General features: G+C 60.6%; 13 protein-coding genes. 2 read left to right on the top strand and 11 right to left on the bottom strand.

Features of this window, described 5'->3' with window-relative positions; translation table 11 throughout:
• Window positions 1-13: 13 nt before the first annotated feature.
• The 8 genes from PJ259_RS11885 to PJ259_RS11850 all read right to left on the bottom strand — a co-directional run bounded on the left by PJ259_RS11885 (window position 14) and on the right by PJ259_RS11850 (window position 7,295).
• Complete coding sequence (locus PJ259_RS11885) at window positions 14-487, bottom strand: type IV pilin protein (protein WP_271652958.1); 474 nt, start codon at window positions 485-487, stop codon at window positions 14-16.
• Window positions 484-792: a PilY2 family type 4a fimbrial biogenesis protein gene (locus PJ259_RS11880; RefSeq protein ID WP_271652957.1), complete on the bottom strand. Its 309-nt coding sequence runs from the start codon at window positions 790-792 to the stop codon at window positions 484-486. Before PJ259_RS11880 ends, PJ259_RS11885 begins: the two co-directional genes overlap by 4 nt.
• Window positions 789-4,292, bottom strand: a complete 3,504-nt coding sequence (locus tag PJ259_RS11875; protein WP_271652956.1) for a pilus assembly protein — start codon at window positions 4,290-4,292, stop codon at window positions 789-791. The genes PJ259_RS11880 and PJ259_RS11875 overlap by 4 nt, the downstream gene beginning before the upstream one ends.
• 9 nt (window positions 4,293-4,301) lie before the next feature.
• A complete protein-coding gene (locus PJ259_RS11870; protein WP_271652955.1) occupies window positions 4,302-4,871 on the bottom strand; it encodes a pilus assembly PilX family protein in 570 nt (189 codons plus the stop codon).
• On the bottom strand, window positions 4,868-5,656 hold the full coding sequence (locus tag PJ259_RS11865) for a PilW family protein (protein ID WP_271652954.1): 789 nt from the start codon (window positions 5,654-5,656) through the stop codon (window positions 4,868-4,870). The genes PJ259_RS11870 and PJ259_RS11865 overlap by 4 nt, the downstream gene beginning before the upstream one ends.
• On the bottom strand, window positions 5,625-6,221 hold the full coding sequence (gene pilV / locus PJ259_RS11860; RefSeq protein WP_271652953.1) for a type IV pilus modification protein PilV: 597 nt from the start codon (window positions 6,219-6,221) through the stop codon (window positions 5,625-5,627). The genes PJ259_RS11865 and pilV overlap by 32 nt, the downstream gene beginning before the upstream one ends.
• Window positions 6,190-6,660, bottom strand: coding sequence for a GspH/FimT family pseudopilin (locus PJ259_RS11855; RefSeq protein WP_271652952.1), 471 nt, complete (start codon window positions 6,658-6,660; stop codon window positions 6,190-6,192). The genes pilV and PJ259_RS11855 overlap by 32 nt, the downstream gene beginning before the upstream one ends.
• 101 nt (window positions 6,661-6,761) lie before the next feature.
• The gene (locus tag PJ259_RS11850) at window positions 6,762-7,295 is read right to left on the bottom strand and encodes a GspH/FimT family pseudopilin (protein WP_271652951.1); all 534 of its coding nucleotides are present in this window, start codon (window positions 7,293-7,295) and stop codon (window positions 6,762-6,764) included.
• An 88-nt stretch (window positions 7,296-7,383) separates the two neighbouring features.
• Here PJ259_RS11850 and thiO point away from each other — a divergent pair, with 88 nt between their 5' ends.
• The gene (gene thiO, locus PJ259_RS11845) at window positions 7,384-8,487 is read left to right on the top strand and encodes a glycine oxidase ThiO (RefSeq protein ID WP_271652950.1); all 1,104 of its coding nucleotides are present in this window, start codon (window positions 7,384-7,386) and stop codon (window positions 8,485-8,487) included.
• Here the strand turns inward: thiO and PJ259_RS11840 are convergent, their stop codons facing one another.
• From PJ259_RS11840 to PJ259_RS11830, 3 genes are read right to left on the bottom strand one after another with little or no spacing between them, the layout of a single operon-like run.
• The gene (locus tag PJ259_RS11840) at window positions 8,488-9,828 is read right to left on the bottom strand and encodes a sigma-54-dependent transcriptional regulator (protein WP_271652949.1); all 1,341 of its coding nucleotides are present in this window, start codon (window positions 9,826-9,828) and stop codon (window positions 8,488-8,490) included. It lies immediately after the preceding gene.
• Between the two features lie 2 nt (window positions 9,829-9,830).
• Window positions 9,831-11,405 (bottom strand): sensor histidine kinase, encoded by a 1,575-nt coding sequence (locus PJ259_RS11835; RefSeq protein ID WP_271652948.1) that lies wholly within the window; start codon window positions 11,403-11,405, stop codon window positions 9,831-9,833.
• On the bottom strand, window positions 11,389-11,637 hold the full coding sequence (locus PJ259_RS11830; RefSeq protein ID WP_271652947.1) for a PP0621 family protein: 249 nt from the start codon (window positions 11,635-11,637) through the stop codon (window positions 11,389-11,391). Before PJ259_RS11830 ends, PJ259_RS11835 begins: the two co-directional genes overlap by 17 nt.
• Before the next feature lie 131 nt (window positions 11,638-11,768).
• Between PJ259_RS11830 and PJ259_RS11825 the strand changes: the two genes are divergently transcribed.
• Window positions 11,769-13,391: an NAD+ synthase gene (locus PJ259_RS11825; protein WP_271652946.1), complete on the top strand. Its 1,623-nt coding sequence runs from the start codon at window positions 11,769-11,771 to the stop codon at window positions 13,389-13,391.
• The last annotated feature ends 76 nt before the right edge of the window (window positions 13,392-13,467 follow it).

Genomic DNA, 13,467 nt, shown 5'->3' with positions numbered 1-13,467 from the left:
GGCGCTGGCTATTTCAGCGCCAGCAGTCCTGCACGCTTTTCGCTAATCCTGCGCTACTTGTGGCCGTTATGTTCCGCCCCTTGATGCCTATGGCATTGAGGGTGAGATTGCCGCAGCGCGCTTCGTCTCCAAATTGCTGGGTGGCCGTCAGGGTGTAACCGCCATCGCCATCCAATCTACTGACTGCCAGTTGATATTTGCCGGTTTCCGAACTTGCCACCGTGCTTTTCCCGGCTCCAGTGCCCGAAGTGGTCGTGTTCTTGAGCTGTAATTGGGCAAGATTGGTCTGGCTGGTTACATAGGTGTTGTTTTGCGCGAAGAAGCGCTCCTGCCGCGCAGCTGCATCTAGCAGCAGGCTTTGACCTTCTGCCCGGTTAGCGCGGCGAATGTATTCCTGATAGCCGGGATAGGCGATAGCCGCCAGGATGGCGACTATCGCCACGGCAATCAGCAGTTCGATCAACGTAAAGCCTTTTCCACGCTTCATGGCCTTTGCGAGTCGATGTATTCGCGCGGATCATGAATGTAGAGTGACTTTATGACTGGCCGGACGCCGGTGTCGCCGGAAAAGCTCAGGCTCATCCCGGCACGAAGCTGGAATAGTGCGGGGCCTGCACCTGGGTTGCTGCTCTCGGTAACCTGATTGGATAGCTCATAAAGCTGGTCGTCGACTTCGATCAGGTTGTGTTCGACATCGACACGCTGGATTACCCCAGCCGCCTCAAAGGACGCAGCGCTTGCAGTTCCCACTGCACATAGCAAGCCTGCAAGGGGAAGATAGCGCAGCTTCATTGTTGATCGTCCTCCTCGTCGAGGAGACGCCAGGTCTGGCGCCCTCGGCTATCTGGGCCAGTAGTGAACATTTCGGGACTCTGCAGCCCATCCGGGCTGTTACCGTAAATACGATCACCGATAACCGTAGGTGAGCCGAAGCCAGCATTGCGAACCACCGAAATTATCTGGCCCGTGAAACTGTCCCGGTCATTGACCCTTCGATTCCGCGTCAGATCCAGCACATTGAAGCGAGTCGCGCCGCCGGTAGCGCCATCGAAAGCCATCAACCAGCTACTGACACCTGGCTTGCAAGGGTCACTCTCTGGAATCACGGTATTGGCAAGTATCACCCGGGCGCGCACGCGCATCTCGTGAATCAGCATCTCGCCTTCGCGAGTGTTACCGTCCTTCAGATCGATATACCAACCGCGCTTGGCGATAGTGCCATCTGTCCCATACCACTGAACCGTATTGCTGCTGAGACGGCGGTATTCTCGATTGGAGCCCGTTTCGTCAGGATCGCTGAAGGTTGCGGTTGCAGCCGCCGTGAGGGTCTGGGCCACCAGATCATTTCTGCTCAAGGTAGTCGTAGTAGAGGCATCATCGGTCTCGGGATTCATCCGGTTATCCCAGATGCCATAGAGGCTCATGCTGGTGTTGGTCTTGGGAGTCGCATCGTCGTTAGTGACATAGCGGCCAGTACCAAAGACAACGACGTAGCCCCTTTGCAAAGGATGCAGGACCAGCGAAGGCGGTGCGGTGATAGGTTGAGCCACGTCAATGCCCTGATCATCCTTGACCACGGCCCTGTACAGCGGCTTTCCGCCGAAGGCGATCCGCCAATCGCCGATAGCACCGTTTTTGATCGTGCCGTCGGCATTGAAGGCTTTCAGCGAATCCGTGCCCGTGCCGAAGAGGTCGAACCGCCACAGGTTACCTTGTAGATCTCCGGCATATACGTAGTCGGCGACCAGGTCGCCGTTGATGTCAATAACACGCGGCATGGACAGGCCATTGACGCTACTGCCGGTATTAGGCGTAAGTTTTTTCAGTAGCTTACCGGTCGCCGCATCCAAGACCAGTAGCGCTGCCTTGTCGTTCTGACTTCCGTAACCATTGCCTAGAATCACGCCCCAACTGCCATCGTGGAGTTTGCTGACGGTAGGTTCGCCAAAGGTGTAGCCGAGATCAGCGTCATCGGCTGCGCTGAACTCCCAGAGCAGTTTTTCCTCCCCTGGCTTGGTTACATCGAGCGCGAACAAGGCGGTGCCGCCGGCTCTCAGCGTACCGATAAGAATGGTGCGCCACTGGCCGTCTACTACTATTTCAGCTGTTACCGGTGTTCCATCCACAAAGTAGCGATGCATATTGCCCTTGTAACGGGGCGAGGATAGCCAGCGCAGATTGCCAAAGACAGCAGAGGGTACAAAGGCGAAGGCCTCCTTGCCGTCCTTGTCGAAGCCATGCAGCATCCCGTCATTCGCGCCCACATAGATACGCTTCTTACGGGATTGCTGCGCAGTAATGAAGTCGCTGTAGTTATTGACGCCGCCCACACGGTTTAGATCATTTATCAGCAGGTCAGGGCTCTCGGCTTCTCCGACCACGACAGGAGAAGAGCCAATGATATCGCCCAGCAGATATTTACGTTCACGAAATTTTCCGCCGGATTCCTGGCTACGGTCGCCAAGCACATAGTTGAGGCGGGCCTCCCCCAGATTATCGACTGTGCCGTTGTCGTCCAGACTTAGCAAGCGTTGTTGCTCAGCGGTGAGGCTGGTCCACTTGAGTTGAGCAAGCGCTTTTTTACTGGCGAATTTTATATTGCGGGAGCTGGCGCCATTCAGCAGTTCGCGAGCATCCCAATCCACTACCGGATCCTGGGTAGCATTATCGATCTTGTACTTGAGTAGTTGCCCGCTCCAATCATTGCTGTCGAAGCGTACGTAATACAGTTCGTTGTCTTTGGTAAGGCGTCCCGAAAGCGCACCTACGGCGGCTGCAGAGGTCTGGCGGTCGTTGATACGACTCAGGACCGTCTGAAAGGCATTAGCCAAACTGTCTGGCGTGTCCGCTGCAAAGAATTCACCGCGCGAGTTGATGGCTGCGTGCCAAAGATCGTAGACATTGTTGTCCGCATCGTTGGACGTCGCGTTTGGCCAATTTGCCGTGCCCGCTATCAGCTTTCCATAGCCGCCAGCGTAGGTCGATCCTTCCCATCTGGGATCCTTGGTAAGGCTGCCACTCAAGCCCAGGCCGATGGTGTAGTTGACCAGGTGTTGCCACGTGGCTGGGTTATTGCGAGCATCGAAATACTCGGCGTCGGTCAAGTCCTTGACATCTTTCTTGGATGCGAAAGGAATGTAGGGCTTTACGTTATTGCCAATATCATCTCTTGCATCGTTAGACCAATAGTAAAATGCCAAGTCGGCCAGGGTCCTGTTGTTGTAGTTTCCAGCGCTCTTGTCACTGAAGGGCAGGCGGGGCGTGTAGGTTCGACGATCTGGAAGAGCTTTGTTTTGACTGTCGAAGTCCTGCTCACCGTTGATGCTGCCATCGTTCCAGATGCCATCGGTCATTAATAGGTGGTAACTGGCACGGCAGGAATACTTGTTTCCTATGGACTCTCCAGGCTTTTCCGCATAAGGGCCGTTCACTGTGTCGTCGTAAAGGAAGTTTCCGGCGCGCACCATGGCTGATTTGAGCGGCGTACCGCCGTTGCTGCTGAAGTTCTTCAGGAAGCTATAGAAGTTCTCGCGATGCTTCCCTGAAAACTGGCGCAGGAAATTTTCGTAGCATCTCTGGGTTTTCGTACCTTCGCCCAGCGAGTTGCAGTCTGAGTTGAGCGTCTGCCAAGTCAGGCGAATGTTTTCTGGTAACCTGTAGAAAGCCAAGCTTGCAGATGACTGAGTGGCAAGCTCGCGCGTTCGATAGTAGGAGTACCAGATGGCGAAGTTGGTCCTCTTCTCTTCGGTGTCGAGCGTGCCGGCGTCATAACAGCTTTCCGTGCGAATGTGACTATCATTGCTGGGGTTGCAGCGGGAGCTGTTGAAGTTGTAGAAGTTTCCTGCCGTATAGGCGGCCTCGCGGTTGGTCTGGCGATAATAGTCGTATTCGATAGTCGCTCTATAATTCCAGGACAGGTTGACTGTTCCTGAGTTTTGGCCAATGAAGCCGTTGCGCCAAGCCGCGTTGAAGTCTGGAGTAGGGTAGTCGGTTACCTGCGATGCTCCATTCTGAAAGGTAACCTGTTTAGGTACCTGATAGTCCACCGCAGGATCGTAGTAAATGGCATTATAACTTTTTGATTTGAAGTATCGCCGGTCATAGGCATTACGCGAGTCAGGCGCAAAGCCCCAGGTCATACTGCCCGAGTCATCCAGCGTCACGAAGATATTGGGGGCCACCGACTGGTTAAGAAACAGTGGTTGGCTGCTGGGCACCAGTTGTGCGGCTTGGACAGGTAGCGTGCCTAGTAGAGACAGAAAGGCATACCGAATGAGCCGTGCGTCAAACATCTTCAACTCCTAGTAGCGCTGCACATCGGTGGACTGCCCAGTTGCCGTCAGGCGCGAGGAATAGCCAGGAGAAGTGGCATTGATCTGGTAGTAGTACGGACCGATACCACGTCTGCGCTCAATGACATCAGTGACCTCGACGAGGCCATTGGAATTGGGTGGATCGAAACCTATGACGGCCGCCTGCCAGCGCGGTTGTTCATTGAGCCGATAGAGCTCGGTGGCCTCACTGCCGTTGCCTTGGTAGGCCAGGGCATTCTCATCCTTGCGCCACCAATCCCAGTCATTGACCTTGAGGTCCTTGGGTAGCGAGGCCATTAAGCAAATCTTGGTCTTGTCGCTGCAATTGGAGGTGGTGCTAGGTGGTCCTAGATTGAGAGCCAGCCGTGTCTCAGCTTCGCGTAGGGCCGAGTCGACGCCATTGACTGCGGCAAGACGATCGCGGGAATAGCCAACGAGCTTCTCCTCCACCACGGTATTGCGCATACCGGTGATGGCCAGCAGGGTGACAAGCAACAGCATGATCATGGCGATCAGCAGGACCGCGCCCTTCTGCCGTGTAGCGGTAGAACGCTTCATGGTGTGAGATTCCTTAGCGTGACGGTGCTTTGCACGGAGCGATAGAGGCTATTGTCGGGAGCTGTGGTGGCCTCAGTGGCATCGAGCGGAAAGAAGTATTCCTGCTTGCCGAGTGCTACCTGGGCGCTGTCACTGCGCTGCAGGATCGCGACCCTGACAGCTACCAGATCGCTACCGGCAGCAGGCTTGGCGATGAAGGTATCGGCCAGGCGATCGGCATTCTTGTCGACGCCGTAGACGAGTTGGATATCGCTGATGCCGGTGACAAATGCTTGCGCCGGCTGACCTTGGGCGGCACACACCAGCGCATTGCTGCTGGCATCGCGTCCAATGCGAGTAACGATGGCGGTGGCCACGTCGATCTGATTGCCGAGGCAATCCAGCTCCGTTTTGCTGCGTCGCTGATAGCGCAGGCAAACGCCCAGACCGTCTGCTGTGGGTACGATGCTCTGGCGACTCTCGAACGCCGGACAGCCGTTGGCCGCCGCCAGAGGGGGAAAGACCAGCTCGCGCGAATCCTGAGCTTTGGCGCGATAACCCGCCTTGAGCAAATGCTGTTCGAGCAGCATCAGAGCGAAGCGACTGTTTTCCTGATTGCCGAGCTGATTGCTTTGGCTGAGCGCGTGCAGGCGGCCGTTAAGGAAGGCTTGAGTCACGCCAATGATCAGAAAACTGCCCAGCGCCAGGGCGATGAGCAATTCGATCAGCGAGATGCCTCGATAGCGTCGTGGGATCGTCGCGCCGCTGCGAATCTCAGGGCTGGAAGCTGATGCGGTAGTATTCACGGTGGTCAGCGTCCAGTGAGAGGCAGGTTTGTCCGGACGGGCAGGCATCCTTGCCCAGCCAGGCGAGTTGAATAAGGATGGCCGAACCGGTCTGCGAACAGGGCGTGGCGGCAGTGGGGTTTTGGGTCGCGCAGATGACGTACTGATTTTTCAACAGCTCATCGTCGTCGCCTATAGGCAGGGTGTGGCGTACCTGTTGCACCCAGCCAGCCAGCTGATCCTCGGCCAGCTGGCTCGGCGTACAGCCGTTCGCATTACGACAATTACTGGTGCGTGTGGTAGGGAAATCGTTGCCAGCCGCTTTCAAATAAGCGGAGTCGGTGGCGAGCTTTCCATCACTGCCGATTAGCTGCCCTCGATTGCTACGCATCATCTCTATGAGATCGGCGGCAAGCATCGCCGCGGCGTTACGGTTACCCGCCTCATTGGTATAGCGCAGGGTTTTGCCCTGCAAGGCTGCCATGCCGAGGACACCAATGCAGATCACTACCATGGCAATCAGCACTTCGATCATGCTGAAGCCTTTAGCGCGTCTACAGCGTGCATTGGGTGAGCGCTTTGCCATCCTCGTCCTTTCCTTGGGCCAGGGTTCGCGAGCGACCGGTCCGGTCAATCAACAGTTTTTGCGCCCTAGCGGCTTGATCATCTGCACAAAACAAAGCCACGAGACTGGTGTTCAAGGTGCCATTGGCGCGAATGGTGATGGTCGCTGCACTGGTCGCTACGGTGACACGGCTCAAGGTCACCTGGCGTAGGGTTTGGCTACCAGTGGTCACACTCCAGGTATCACCGTTGCGCGCTAGCTCGACAGAAGCCGCGCGGGTCAGGGCTTCGGTACGGGCGTACTGGAAGAGTCCGTTGAATTCGGAAAGCGCTGCGTTCACTCGGTTGCTGCGCAGCGATCCAGTGAAGCTTGGCGCGGCGAAGCTGGCGACTATCGCGACCAGAGCGATCACCACCAGCAACTCCACCAGGGTGATGCCACGAGACGCTCGATAGTGCATCGGATCTTCCTTGACGACAGCCTTAGCAGAACAGTGTGTCAAAGTCGATACAGGACGGAACACCCCCTCTGGACTGCCGGAAGTCTACCTCTGACGATCGGTCACGTCTGGCCTGACAGTTCATTGCAGCGCGCACGATCATAAGCTTCGGGGCTGCGTTGCCGCAGTCGCCCCTGGCGATTGATCACCAGCGCCCAGAGTGGTTGGCCCTTGGTGCTGCAAAGCACAAAGGTACCGTTACCCATTTGCGTGGTGCCATTGCCTTGATAAACGATGGCTGTCCCGCTGGGTGAAGACAGCAGCAGGCGCTGGCGCCTGTGGGAGAGAGAGGTGCTGAGAAGTAACTGGTCCTTCTCATCCAGAATCTGCCAGCCCAGACTCCAATCCGTACCACAGTGTCCGGTGTTGCCGAATGGACAGACACGTATGCGCTGACCGCGTTGCACACCTTGCTGGCGCGCGTAGTCGAGTTGAGTGCTCAGGGTAAGTAGCGTGCTTGTATGACGGTGTCGATCGACCTGCGCCTGGAGCGCAGGCATGGCAATGCAGGCTCCGATCACCAGCAGCAGGATAACGAAGCAGAGTTCGATGAGCGTCAAACCGAATTGATGACGATATGCGACGATGGATGTCATTCCTGATCTCCTTGAATTGCCGTCCTGGCATTCGCAAGTTTTGGCAATTTTGCGGGGGATCGTCAAAGCGCAATGGCTGGGGTGTGACGTGATCTTTGATGTAGCTGTGATTGGAGCCGGCGCGATAGGGCTGATGTCGGCCTATCACCTGTCCTTGAGCGGTCGGCGGGTGGTGGTGGTCGAGCGGGGCGAGCCGGGGCGGGAGGCGTCCTGGGCGGGCGGCGGGATCGTTTCGCCGCTGTATCCCTGGCGCTATCAGCCGGCGGTGACGGCGCTGGCGCACTGGTCGCAGGATTTCTATCCGGTGCTGGGTGAGCGGTTGCGGCAGGAGACGGGCGTGGATCCCGAGGTCGAGGTCACCGGGCTGTACTGGCTCGACCTGGACGACGAGGCCGAGGCGCTGGACTGGGCGCGGCGCAATGTGCGGCCGTTGGCATTGGTATCGGTCGAGGAGGTACGGCGGCGGGTGCCGGTGCTGGGGCCGGGTTATGAGCGAGCGGTCTTCATGGCGGGAGTGGCCAATGTGCGCAATCCCCGGCTGGTGCGCTCCCTGCACGAAGCCCTCCGGCGCGTGCCGAATGTGACGCTGGTGAGCGAGTCGCCGGTGACCGGGTTCCTGCGCCAGGGCGAGCGCGTAACAGGGGTGCAGACGGCGCGCGAGGCCATCCATGCCGAGTCGGTCGTCGTCTGTGCGGGCGCCTGGAGTGGTGAGCTGCTGCAGACCCTGGGGCTGGCGGTGCCGGTACGGCCGGTGAAGGGACAGATGCTGCTGTATCGCCAGTCAGTGGGCTTTCTGACCAGCATGGTGTTGGCCAAGGGCCGCTACGCTATACCGCGGCGCGATGGTCATATCCTGATCGGCAGCACCCTGGAACACGCCGAATTCGACAAGACGCCAACCGCCGAGGCCTTGGCCAGCCTGCAGGCTTCGGCCGCCGAGTTGCTGCCGGCGCTGGCCGGCCAGGCGCCGGTGGGGCACTGGGCAGGACTGCGGCCAGGGTCGCCGGATGGCGTGCCCTTCATTGGGCCGGTGCCGGAGCTGCCCGGGTTGTGGCTCAACTGCGGGCACTATCGCAACGGCCTGGTGCTGGCGCCGGCCTCCTGTCAGTTGCTGACCGATCTGCTCACCGAACGCACGCCAATCATCGATCCGGCACCCTATGCGCCAGGCACGCGGCTGGCGGCGGGCTGATCAGTCGATGCCAAGCTTTTTCAGGCGGTAGCGCATCGAACGGAAGGAGAGGCCCAGGCGCTCCGCGGCGGCGGTGCGATTCCAGCGGGTCTCTTCGAGTGCCTGCATGATCAGCTGGCGCTCGATGGATTCCAGGTGGTCTTCGAGATTGGCGATGTTGGCCAGGCTGGCTTCGCCGGTAGCGGTGGCCGCTGGCGCATCGGCCAGGCGCAGATCGGCCGGCCGGATGACATCGCCTTCACACAGGGTGTAGGCCCGTTCCAGCATGTTTTCCAGTTCGCGCACGTTGCCGGGGAATCTATAGCTCTTGAGTCTGGCCAGGGCATCGTCGCCGAGGGTGGCCGGGGCGAGCCCCGCATCCCGTGCCAGGCGTTCGAGCATGTGGGTGGCCAGGGCGCCGATATCCTCGCGACGTTCGCGCAGGGCAGGCACCTGCAGCTCGATGACGTTGAGGCGGTAGTAGAGATCCTGGCGAAAGGTGCCGGCGGCGACTTCGGCGGCGAGGTCCCTGTGGGTAGCACTGAGAATGCGCACGTCCAGGCTGATTTCCTGCTGGCTGCCAACTGGGCGCACGGCCTTTTCCTGGATGGCGCGCAACAGCTTGACCTGCATCGGCAGCGGTAGATCGGCCACCTCGTCGAGAAACAGGGTGCCGCCCTGGGCGGCCTGGAACAAGCCCTGCTTGTCCTCGATGGCGCCGGTGAAGCTGCCCCTGCGATGTCCGAAGAATTCGCTTTCCACCAACTCGGAAGGAATGGCGCCACAGTTGACCGGCACGAAGGGCCGACCCGCGCGCGGACCCTGCTCGTGGATCAGGCGTGCCACGCGCTCCTTGCCGCTGCCCGATTCGCCACTGATGTAGACCGGCGCCTGACTGCGGGCGAGCTTGGCGATCTGCCCACGCAAGGCGCGCATGGGCGGGGATTCGCCCAGCAGCTGGGTTTCACTGGCACCGGGTGCTGGCGGGGTAGGGCCGGACAGGCGCAGCGCCGTGCCCACCAGCTCGCGCAGACGCGGCAGGTCCACCGGCTTGGTGAGGTAGTCGAAGGCGCCGGCCTTGAGGGCCTGAACGGCGGTTTCCAGGCTGCCGAAGGCGGTGATCATGGCCACCGGCAATTGCGGCATCCGCTGCTGGATGAAATTGATCAGCTCAAGGCCCGAGCCATCCGGCAGGCGCATGTCGGTCAGGCAGAGGTCGAAGCTTTCCCGTTCGAGAATGGCTCGCGCGTCGGTGATGTTCTTGGCGCTGGCGGTGTCGAGCTTCATCCGCCCCAGGGTGATTTCCAGGAGTTCGCGGATATCGGGTTCATCGTCGACGATCAGGACTTTCTGTCGGGCCATGCTCAGCTCATTGTGCGGGGATGGGCGAAGGTGATGCGAAAACAGCTGCCATTCGCCAAGGGATGATAGCCAAGTCTGGCCTGGTTGCTCTCGCAAAGCTCGCGGGAGATGTACAGGCCAAGTCCGGTCCCCTTGTTCTCGGTGGTGAAGAAGGGCTCGAACAGGTGATCGAGCTGTTCGGCGGCAACCCCCGGCCCATCGTCGACCACTTCGAGGATGGGGAGATCGCTTTCCGGGTCGCGGTAGGTGCTTAGCCAGACCTGGCCGATGCCGTGCTTCTGGCAGCTGTAGCGCAGGCCGTTCTGCACCAGGTTGGTCAGGATCTGGCCCAGCTGGTGGGGGTCCATGTGCGTCTGCAGGGTGCCGGGCTCGGTCTTGACGTGCAGGGTCTGGCCGGCGGGCAGGGTAGGGCGCAGCTCACCGGCGAAGCGGTGTGCCCAGTAGCGCAGGTCGATCAGCTGCGGCGCCGACTGCCGGCGGCGGGACAACTGCAGGACGTTTTCCACCACGCGATTCATCCGCCGCGACTGGTCCTGGATGATCTGCGCCAGGCGCCGATCCGGCGTGGTCAGCTCTTCGGACTCCTGCAGCAATTGCGCTGCATGACTGATGGCGCCCAGCGGATTGCGGATCTCGTGGGCGATGCCGGCGGTGAGGCGGCCAAGGGAGGCGAGCTTGAGTTGCTGGGCCTGCTGGGCGATGCGCGAGACGTCTTCGAGAAAGGTCAGGACCCGCTCGCCTTCGCCCTGCTGCAGGTGTGCGAAGCTGGGCTGCAGCAGCGGGCCGTTGGCATAGGCGCGCCAGGGTGCGGGGCGGATGCTGGGATTGCGCTCCCATTCTTCCAGCCGCTGGGCCAGCCCTAGGGTCAGCGGCGTGATGGTGTCTTCGTCGTCCACGCCCAGCAGGCGACGGGCTGCTGGATTGGCCAGCAGCACCTGGTATTCGGCATCGAAGACCAGGATGCCGGTGCGCATGCGCTCGAGGATGAGGGCGTTGAGGGCCTCCAGCTCGGCTACGGCGGTGGCCCGGGTTTCGGCCAGGGCCTGGCTGTCCAGCAAGCGCCGGACCAGTCCCTGTACCAGCAGCGCCGTGGCGAAGCAGAGGGTGCCCAGGCCAGCCGCCTGGACGTAACCGCTGCCGCTGTCGCCGCGGCGCAGGTCGAGATAGCCGGTCGCCAGCAGCAGGGCGATGGCGGCCAGGGCGGCGATCAGTAGGCCGCGTCGACCGCGGATCAGGACATTGGACACCCCGACGGTCACCACCAGCAGGCTGCCCATGCCGCTGGCGATGCCGCCAGCGAGGAAGAACAGCCCGCCGAGGGCGAGAATATCGATCAACGCCAGGGTGAAGGCGCGACCGCGCAGTAGTCGATGGCCGACCGCGAGCACGGCGTTGGTGGCGAGATAGGCCCAGCTGGCCTGGCGGAACAGGTGGCCATCAACGGTGCGCAGCCAGTGTTGATCCAGGTCGTTGGAGATCAGCACCACCAGTGCCAGGCCGATGACGATGCGGTAGAGATGGTAGAGCCGCAGGACCGCGTCGGCTCTCAGGATGCCTGGATCAGCTGCGTTGCTCATGCTGCAACCGGCGATGTTCGGCGCTGCAATACCAGCGCTGGCCTTCGCCATCGGCCAGGGCTCTTTCCTGGGGCACATGGACCCCGCAATGGGCGCAGCGCACCATGGCCTGGGGCGGCAGCTGACGCGACTTGCCAGCCGGCGTCTGCGTCTTGCCGCGCCACCAGCGCCTGATCATCCAGAACAGCGCGCCCAGGAGGACGAGCCACAACAGCAGGCGAAGCAGACCCATGGCGATCTCGCAGCGTGAAGGAACGGGAAGTTTAGCAGGGCCGCCGCAGCGGGTGAGCCCCCTATGGCATCGATTGTCCCGCTTCGCTGCATGCGGGAAAATGTGGGGATAAATCGGGCAAGGAAGAGTGCATGAGTCAGCTGCTGAAGGTCGTGATGGCGCAATTGAACCTCAAGGTCGGCGACATCCACGGCAACGTGGAAAGGATCATCGCCGCGGCCCATGAGGCCCGTGATCGGTGGCAGGGCGAGCTCATCGTTTTCCCGGAATTGTCGCTGTGTGGCTATCCGCCGGAAGATCTGCTGCTGCGATCGAGCATGCAGCGCCGGATCGAGCAGGGTCTGCAGCGAATTCGTCAGGAGATCGCCGGCATCCATGTGCTGGTGGGCTTTCCCTGGCTGGAGGAGGGGCGCCGTTTCAACGCCTGTGCGGTCTATTGTGACGGCGCCGAGTTGACCTTCTATCGCAAGCAGCAACTGCCCAACTATCAGGTGTTCGATGAAAAGCGCTATTTCGAGCCAGGCGACAGTGCCGCGGTATTCGACTATCAGGGCGTGCCCATTGGCGTCACCATCTGCGAAGACATCTGGTTCGCCGAGCCCATGGCCAAGGCGCGAGCGGCCGGGGCGCGGCTGATGCTCAACCTCAACGCCTCGCCCTTCCATGGCGGCAAACAGCTGGAGCGTGAAGCCGTGGTAGGCGAACGTGCCCGCGAAGGCGGCATGCCGGTGGTCTACGTCAATCAGGTAGGGGGGCAGGACGAGCTGGTGTTCGATGGCCACTCCTTCGTGGTGGATGCCCAGGGCCAGGTCAGCCAGCGGGCACCCGCCTTCGTCGAGGGACTCTATCCGGTGGTCTTCGATAGGGACCTGAAGACGCAGCCTGCGGAGCTCGCACCGTTGGCTTCGTTGGAGGCCAGCGTCTATGACGCCCTGGTGCTTGGCGTGCGCGACTACGTGCGCAAGAACGGCTTCAAGGGGGTGCTGCTGGGCCTGTCCGGCGGCATCGACTCGGCCCTGGTACTGGCGGTCGCTGCGGATGCCCTGGGCGCGGAGCAGGTAGAGGCGGTGATGATGCCCTACCACTATACCGCCCAGATCAGCCTGGAAGACGCCGAGGCCGAGGCCAAGACGCTGGGGGTGCGCTACAGCGTCCTGCCCATCGCACCCATGGTCGAAGCCTTCCAGCAGACCCTCGCCGGCGAATTCGCCGGGCTCGGTCGGGACACCACCGAAGAGAATCTGCAGGCGCGCTGTCGTGGCACCCTGCTGATGGCCATTTCCAACAAGAAGGGCTATCTGGTGCTCACTACCGGTAACAAGAGTGAGATGGCGGTGGGCTATGCCACTCTCTATGGCGATATGGCCGGTGGCTTCGATGTGCTCAAGGACGTGCCCAAGACCCTGGTGTTCCGTCTCTGTAAGTACCGTAATCGCCATGGCGAGGTGATTCCCCAGCGGGTGATCGACCGGCCACCGTCGGCGGAGCTGTCGCCGGATCAGAAGGACGAGGATTCGCTACCGCCCTATCCGGTGCTCGACGAGATCCTGCGGCTGTATGTCGAGCAGGATCTGTCGGCGGCGGATATCGTCGCCGCCGGTTTCGATGAGGAAATGGTGTGCAAGGTGCTTCGCCTGGTAGATCTCAACGAGTACAAGCGACGACAGGCGGCAGTCGGGGCGCGCGTGACCGAACGCGGCTTCGGTCGTGACCGGCGCTATCCCATCACCTCGGGCTGGCGGATAGGCGACTAGGATACGTGGCGCCGGATTTCTGATCCGGCGTCAGTCTTCACGATCAGAAGCTGACGCAATAAAAAGGGGAAGCCAC

This window comes from Pseudomonas sp. JBR1, assembly GCF_028198185.1.
GTDB classification, from domain to species: domain Bacteria; phylum Pseudomonadota; class Gammaproteobacteria; order Pseudomonadales; family Pseudomonadaceae; genus Chryseomonas; species Chryseomonas oryzihabitans_E.
Note: the sequence above shows the minus strand (reverse complement) of the source record. Positions and strands in the feature narration are given on the sequence as shown.

What these genes read in the sequence shown, in the direction of transcription:
- PJ259_RS11870 (WP_271652955.1), bottom strand. Translation starts at nt 4,871, where the DNA reads ATGAAGCGTTCTACCGCTACACGGCAGAAGGGCGCGGTCCTGCTGATC.
- PJ259_RS11835 (WP_271652948.1), bottom strand. Translation starts at nt 11,405, where the DNA reads ATGAGCAACGCAGCTGATCCAGGCATCCTGAGAGCCGACGCGGTCCTG.
- pilV (WP_271652953.1), bottom strand. Translation starts at nt 6,221, where the DNA reads ATGGCAAAGCGCTCACCCAATGCACGCTGTAGACGCGCTAAAGGCTTC.
- PJ259_RS11885 (WP_271652958.1), bottom strand. Translation starts at nt 487, where the DNA reads ATGAAGCGTGGAAAAGGCTTTACGTTGATCGAACTGCTGATTGCCGTG.
- PJ259_RS11875 (WP_271652956.1), bottom strand. Translation starts at nt 4,292, where the DNA reads ATGTTTGACGCACGGCTCATTCGGTATGCCTTTCTGTCTCTACTAGGC.
- PJ259_RS11840 (WP_271652949.1), bottom strand. Translation starts at nt 9,828, where the DNA reads ATGGCCCGACAGAAAGTCCTGATCGTCGACGATGAACCCGATATCCGC.
- PJ259_RS11850 (WP_271652951.1), bottom strand. Translation starts at nt 7,295, where the DNA reads ATGACATCCATCGTCGCATATCGTCATCAATTCGGTTTGACGCTCATC.
- PJ259_RS11830 (WP_271652947.1), bottom strand. Translation starts at nt 11,637, where the DNA reads ATGGGTCTGCTTCGCCTGCTGTTGTGGCTCGTCCTCCTGGGCGCGCTG.
- PJ259_RS11855 (WP_271652952.1), bottom strand. Translation starts at nt 6,660, where the DNA reads ATGCACTATCGAGCGTCTCGTGGCATCACCCTGGTGGAGTTGCTGGTG.
- PJ259_RS11880 (WP_271652957.1), bottom strand. Translation starts at nt 792, where the DNA reads ATGAAGCTGCGCTATCTTCCCCTTGCAGGCTTGCTATGTGCAGTGGGA.
- PJ259_RS11825 (WP_271652946.1), top strand. Translation starts at nt 11,769, where the DNA reads ATGAGTCAGCTGCTGAAGGTCGTGATGGCGCAATTGAACCTCAAGGTC.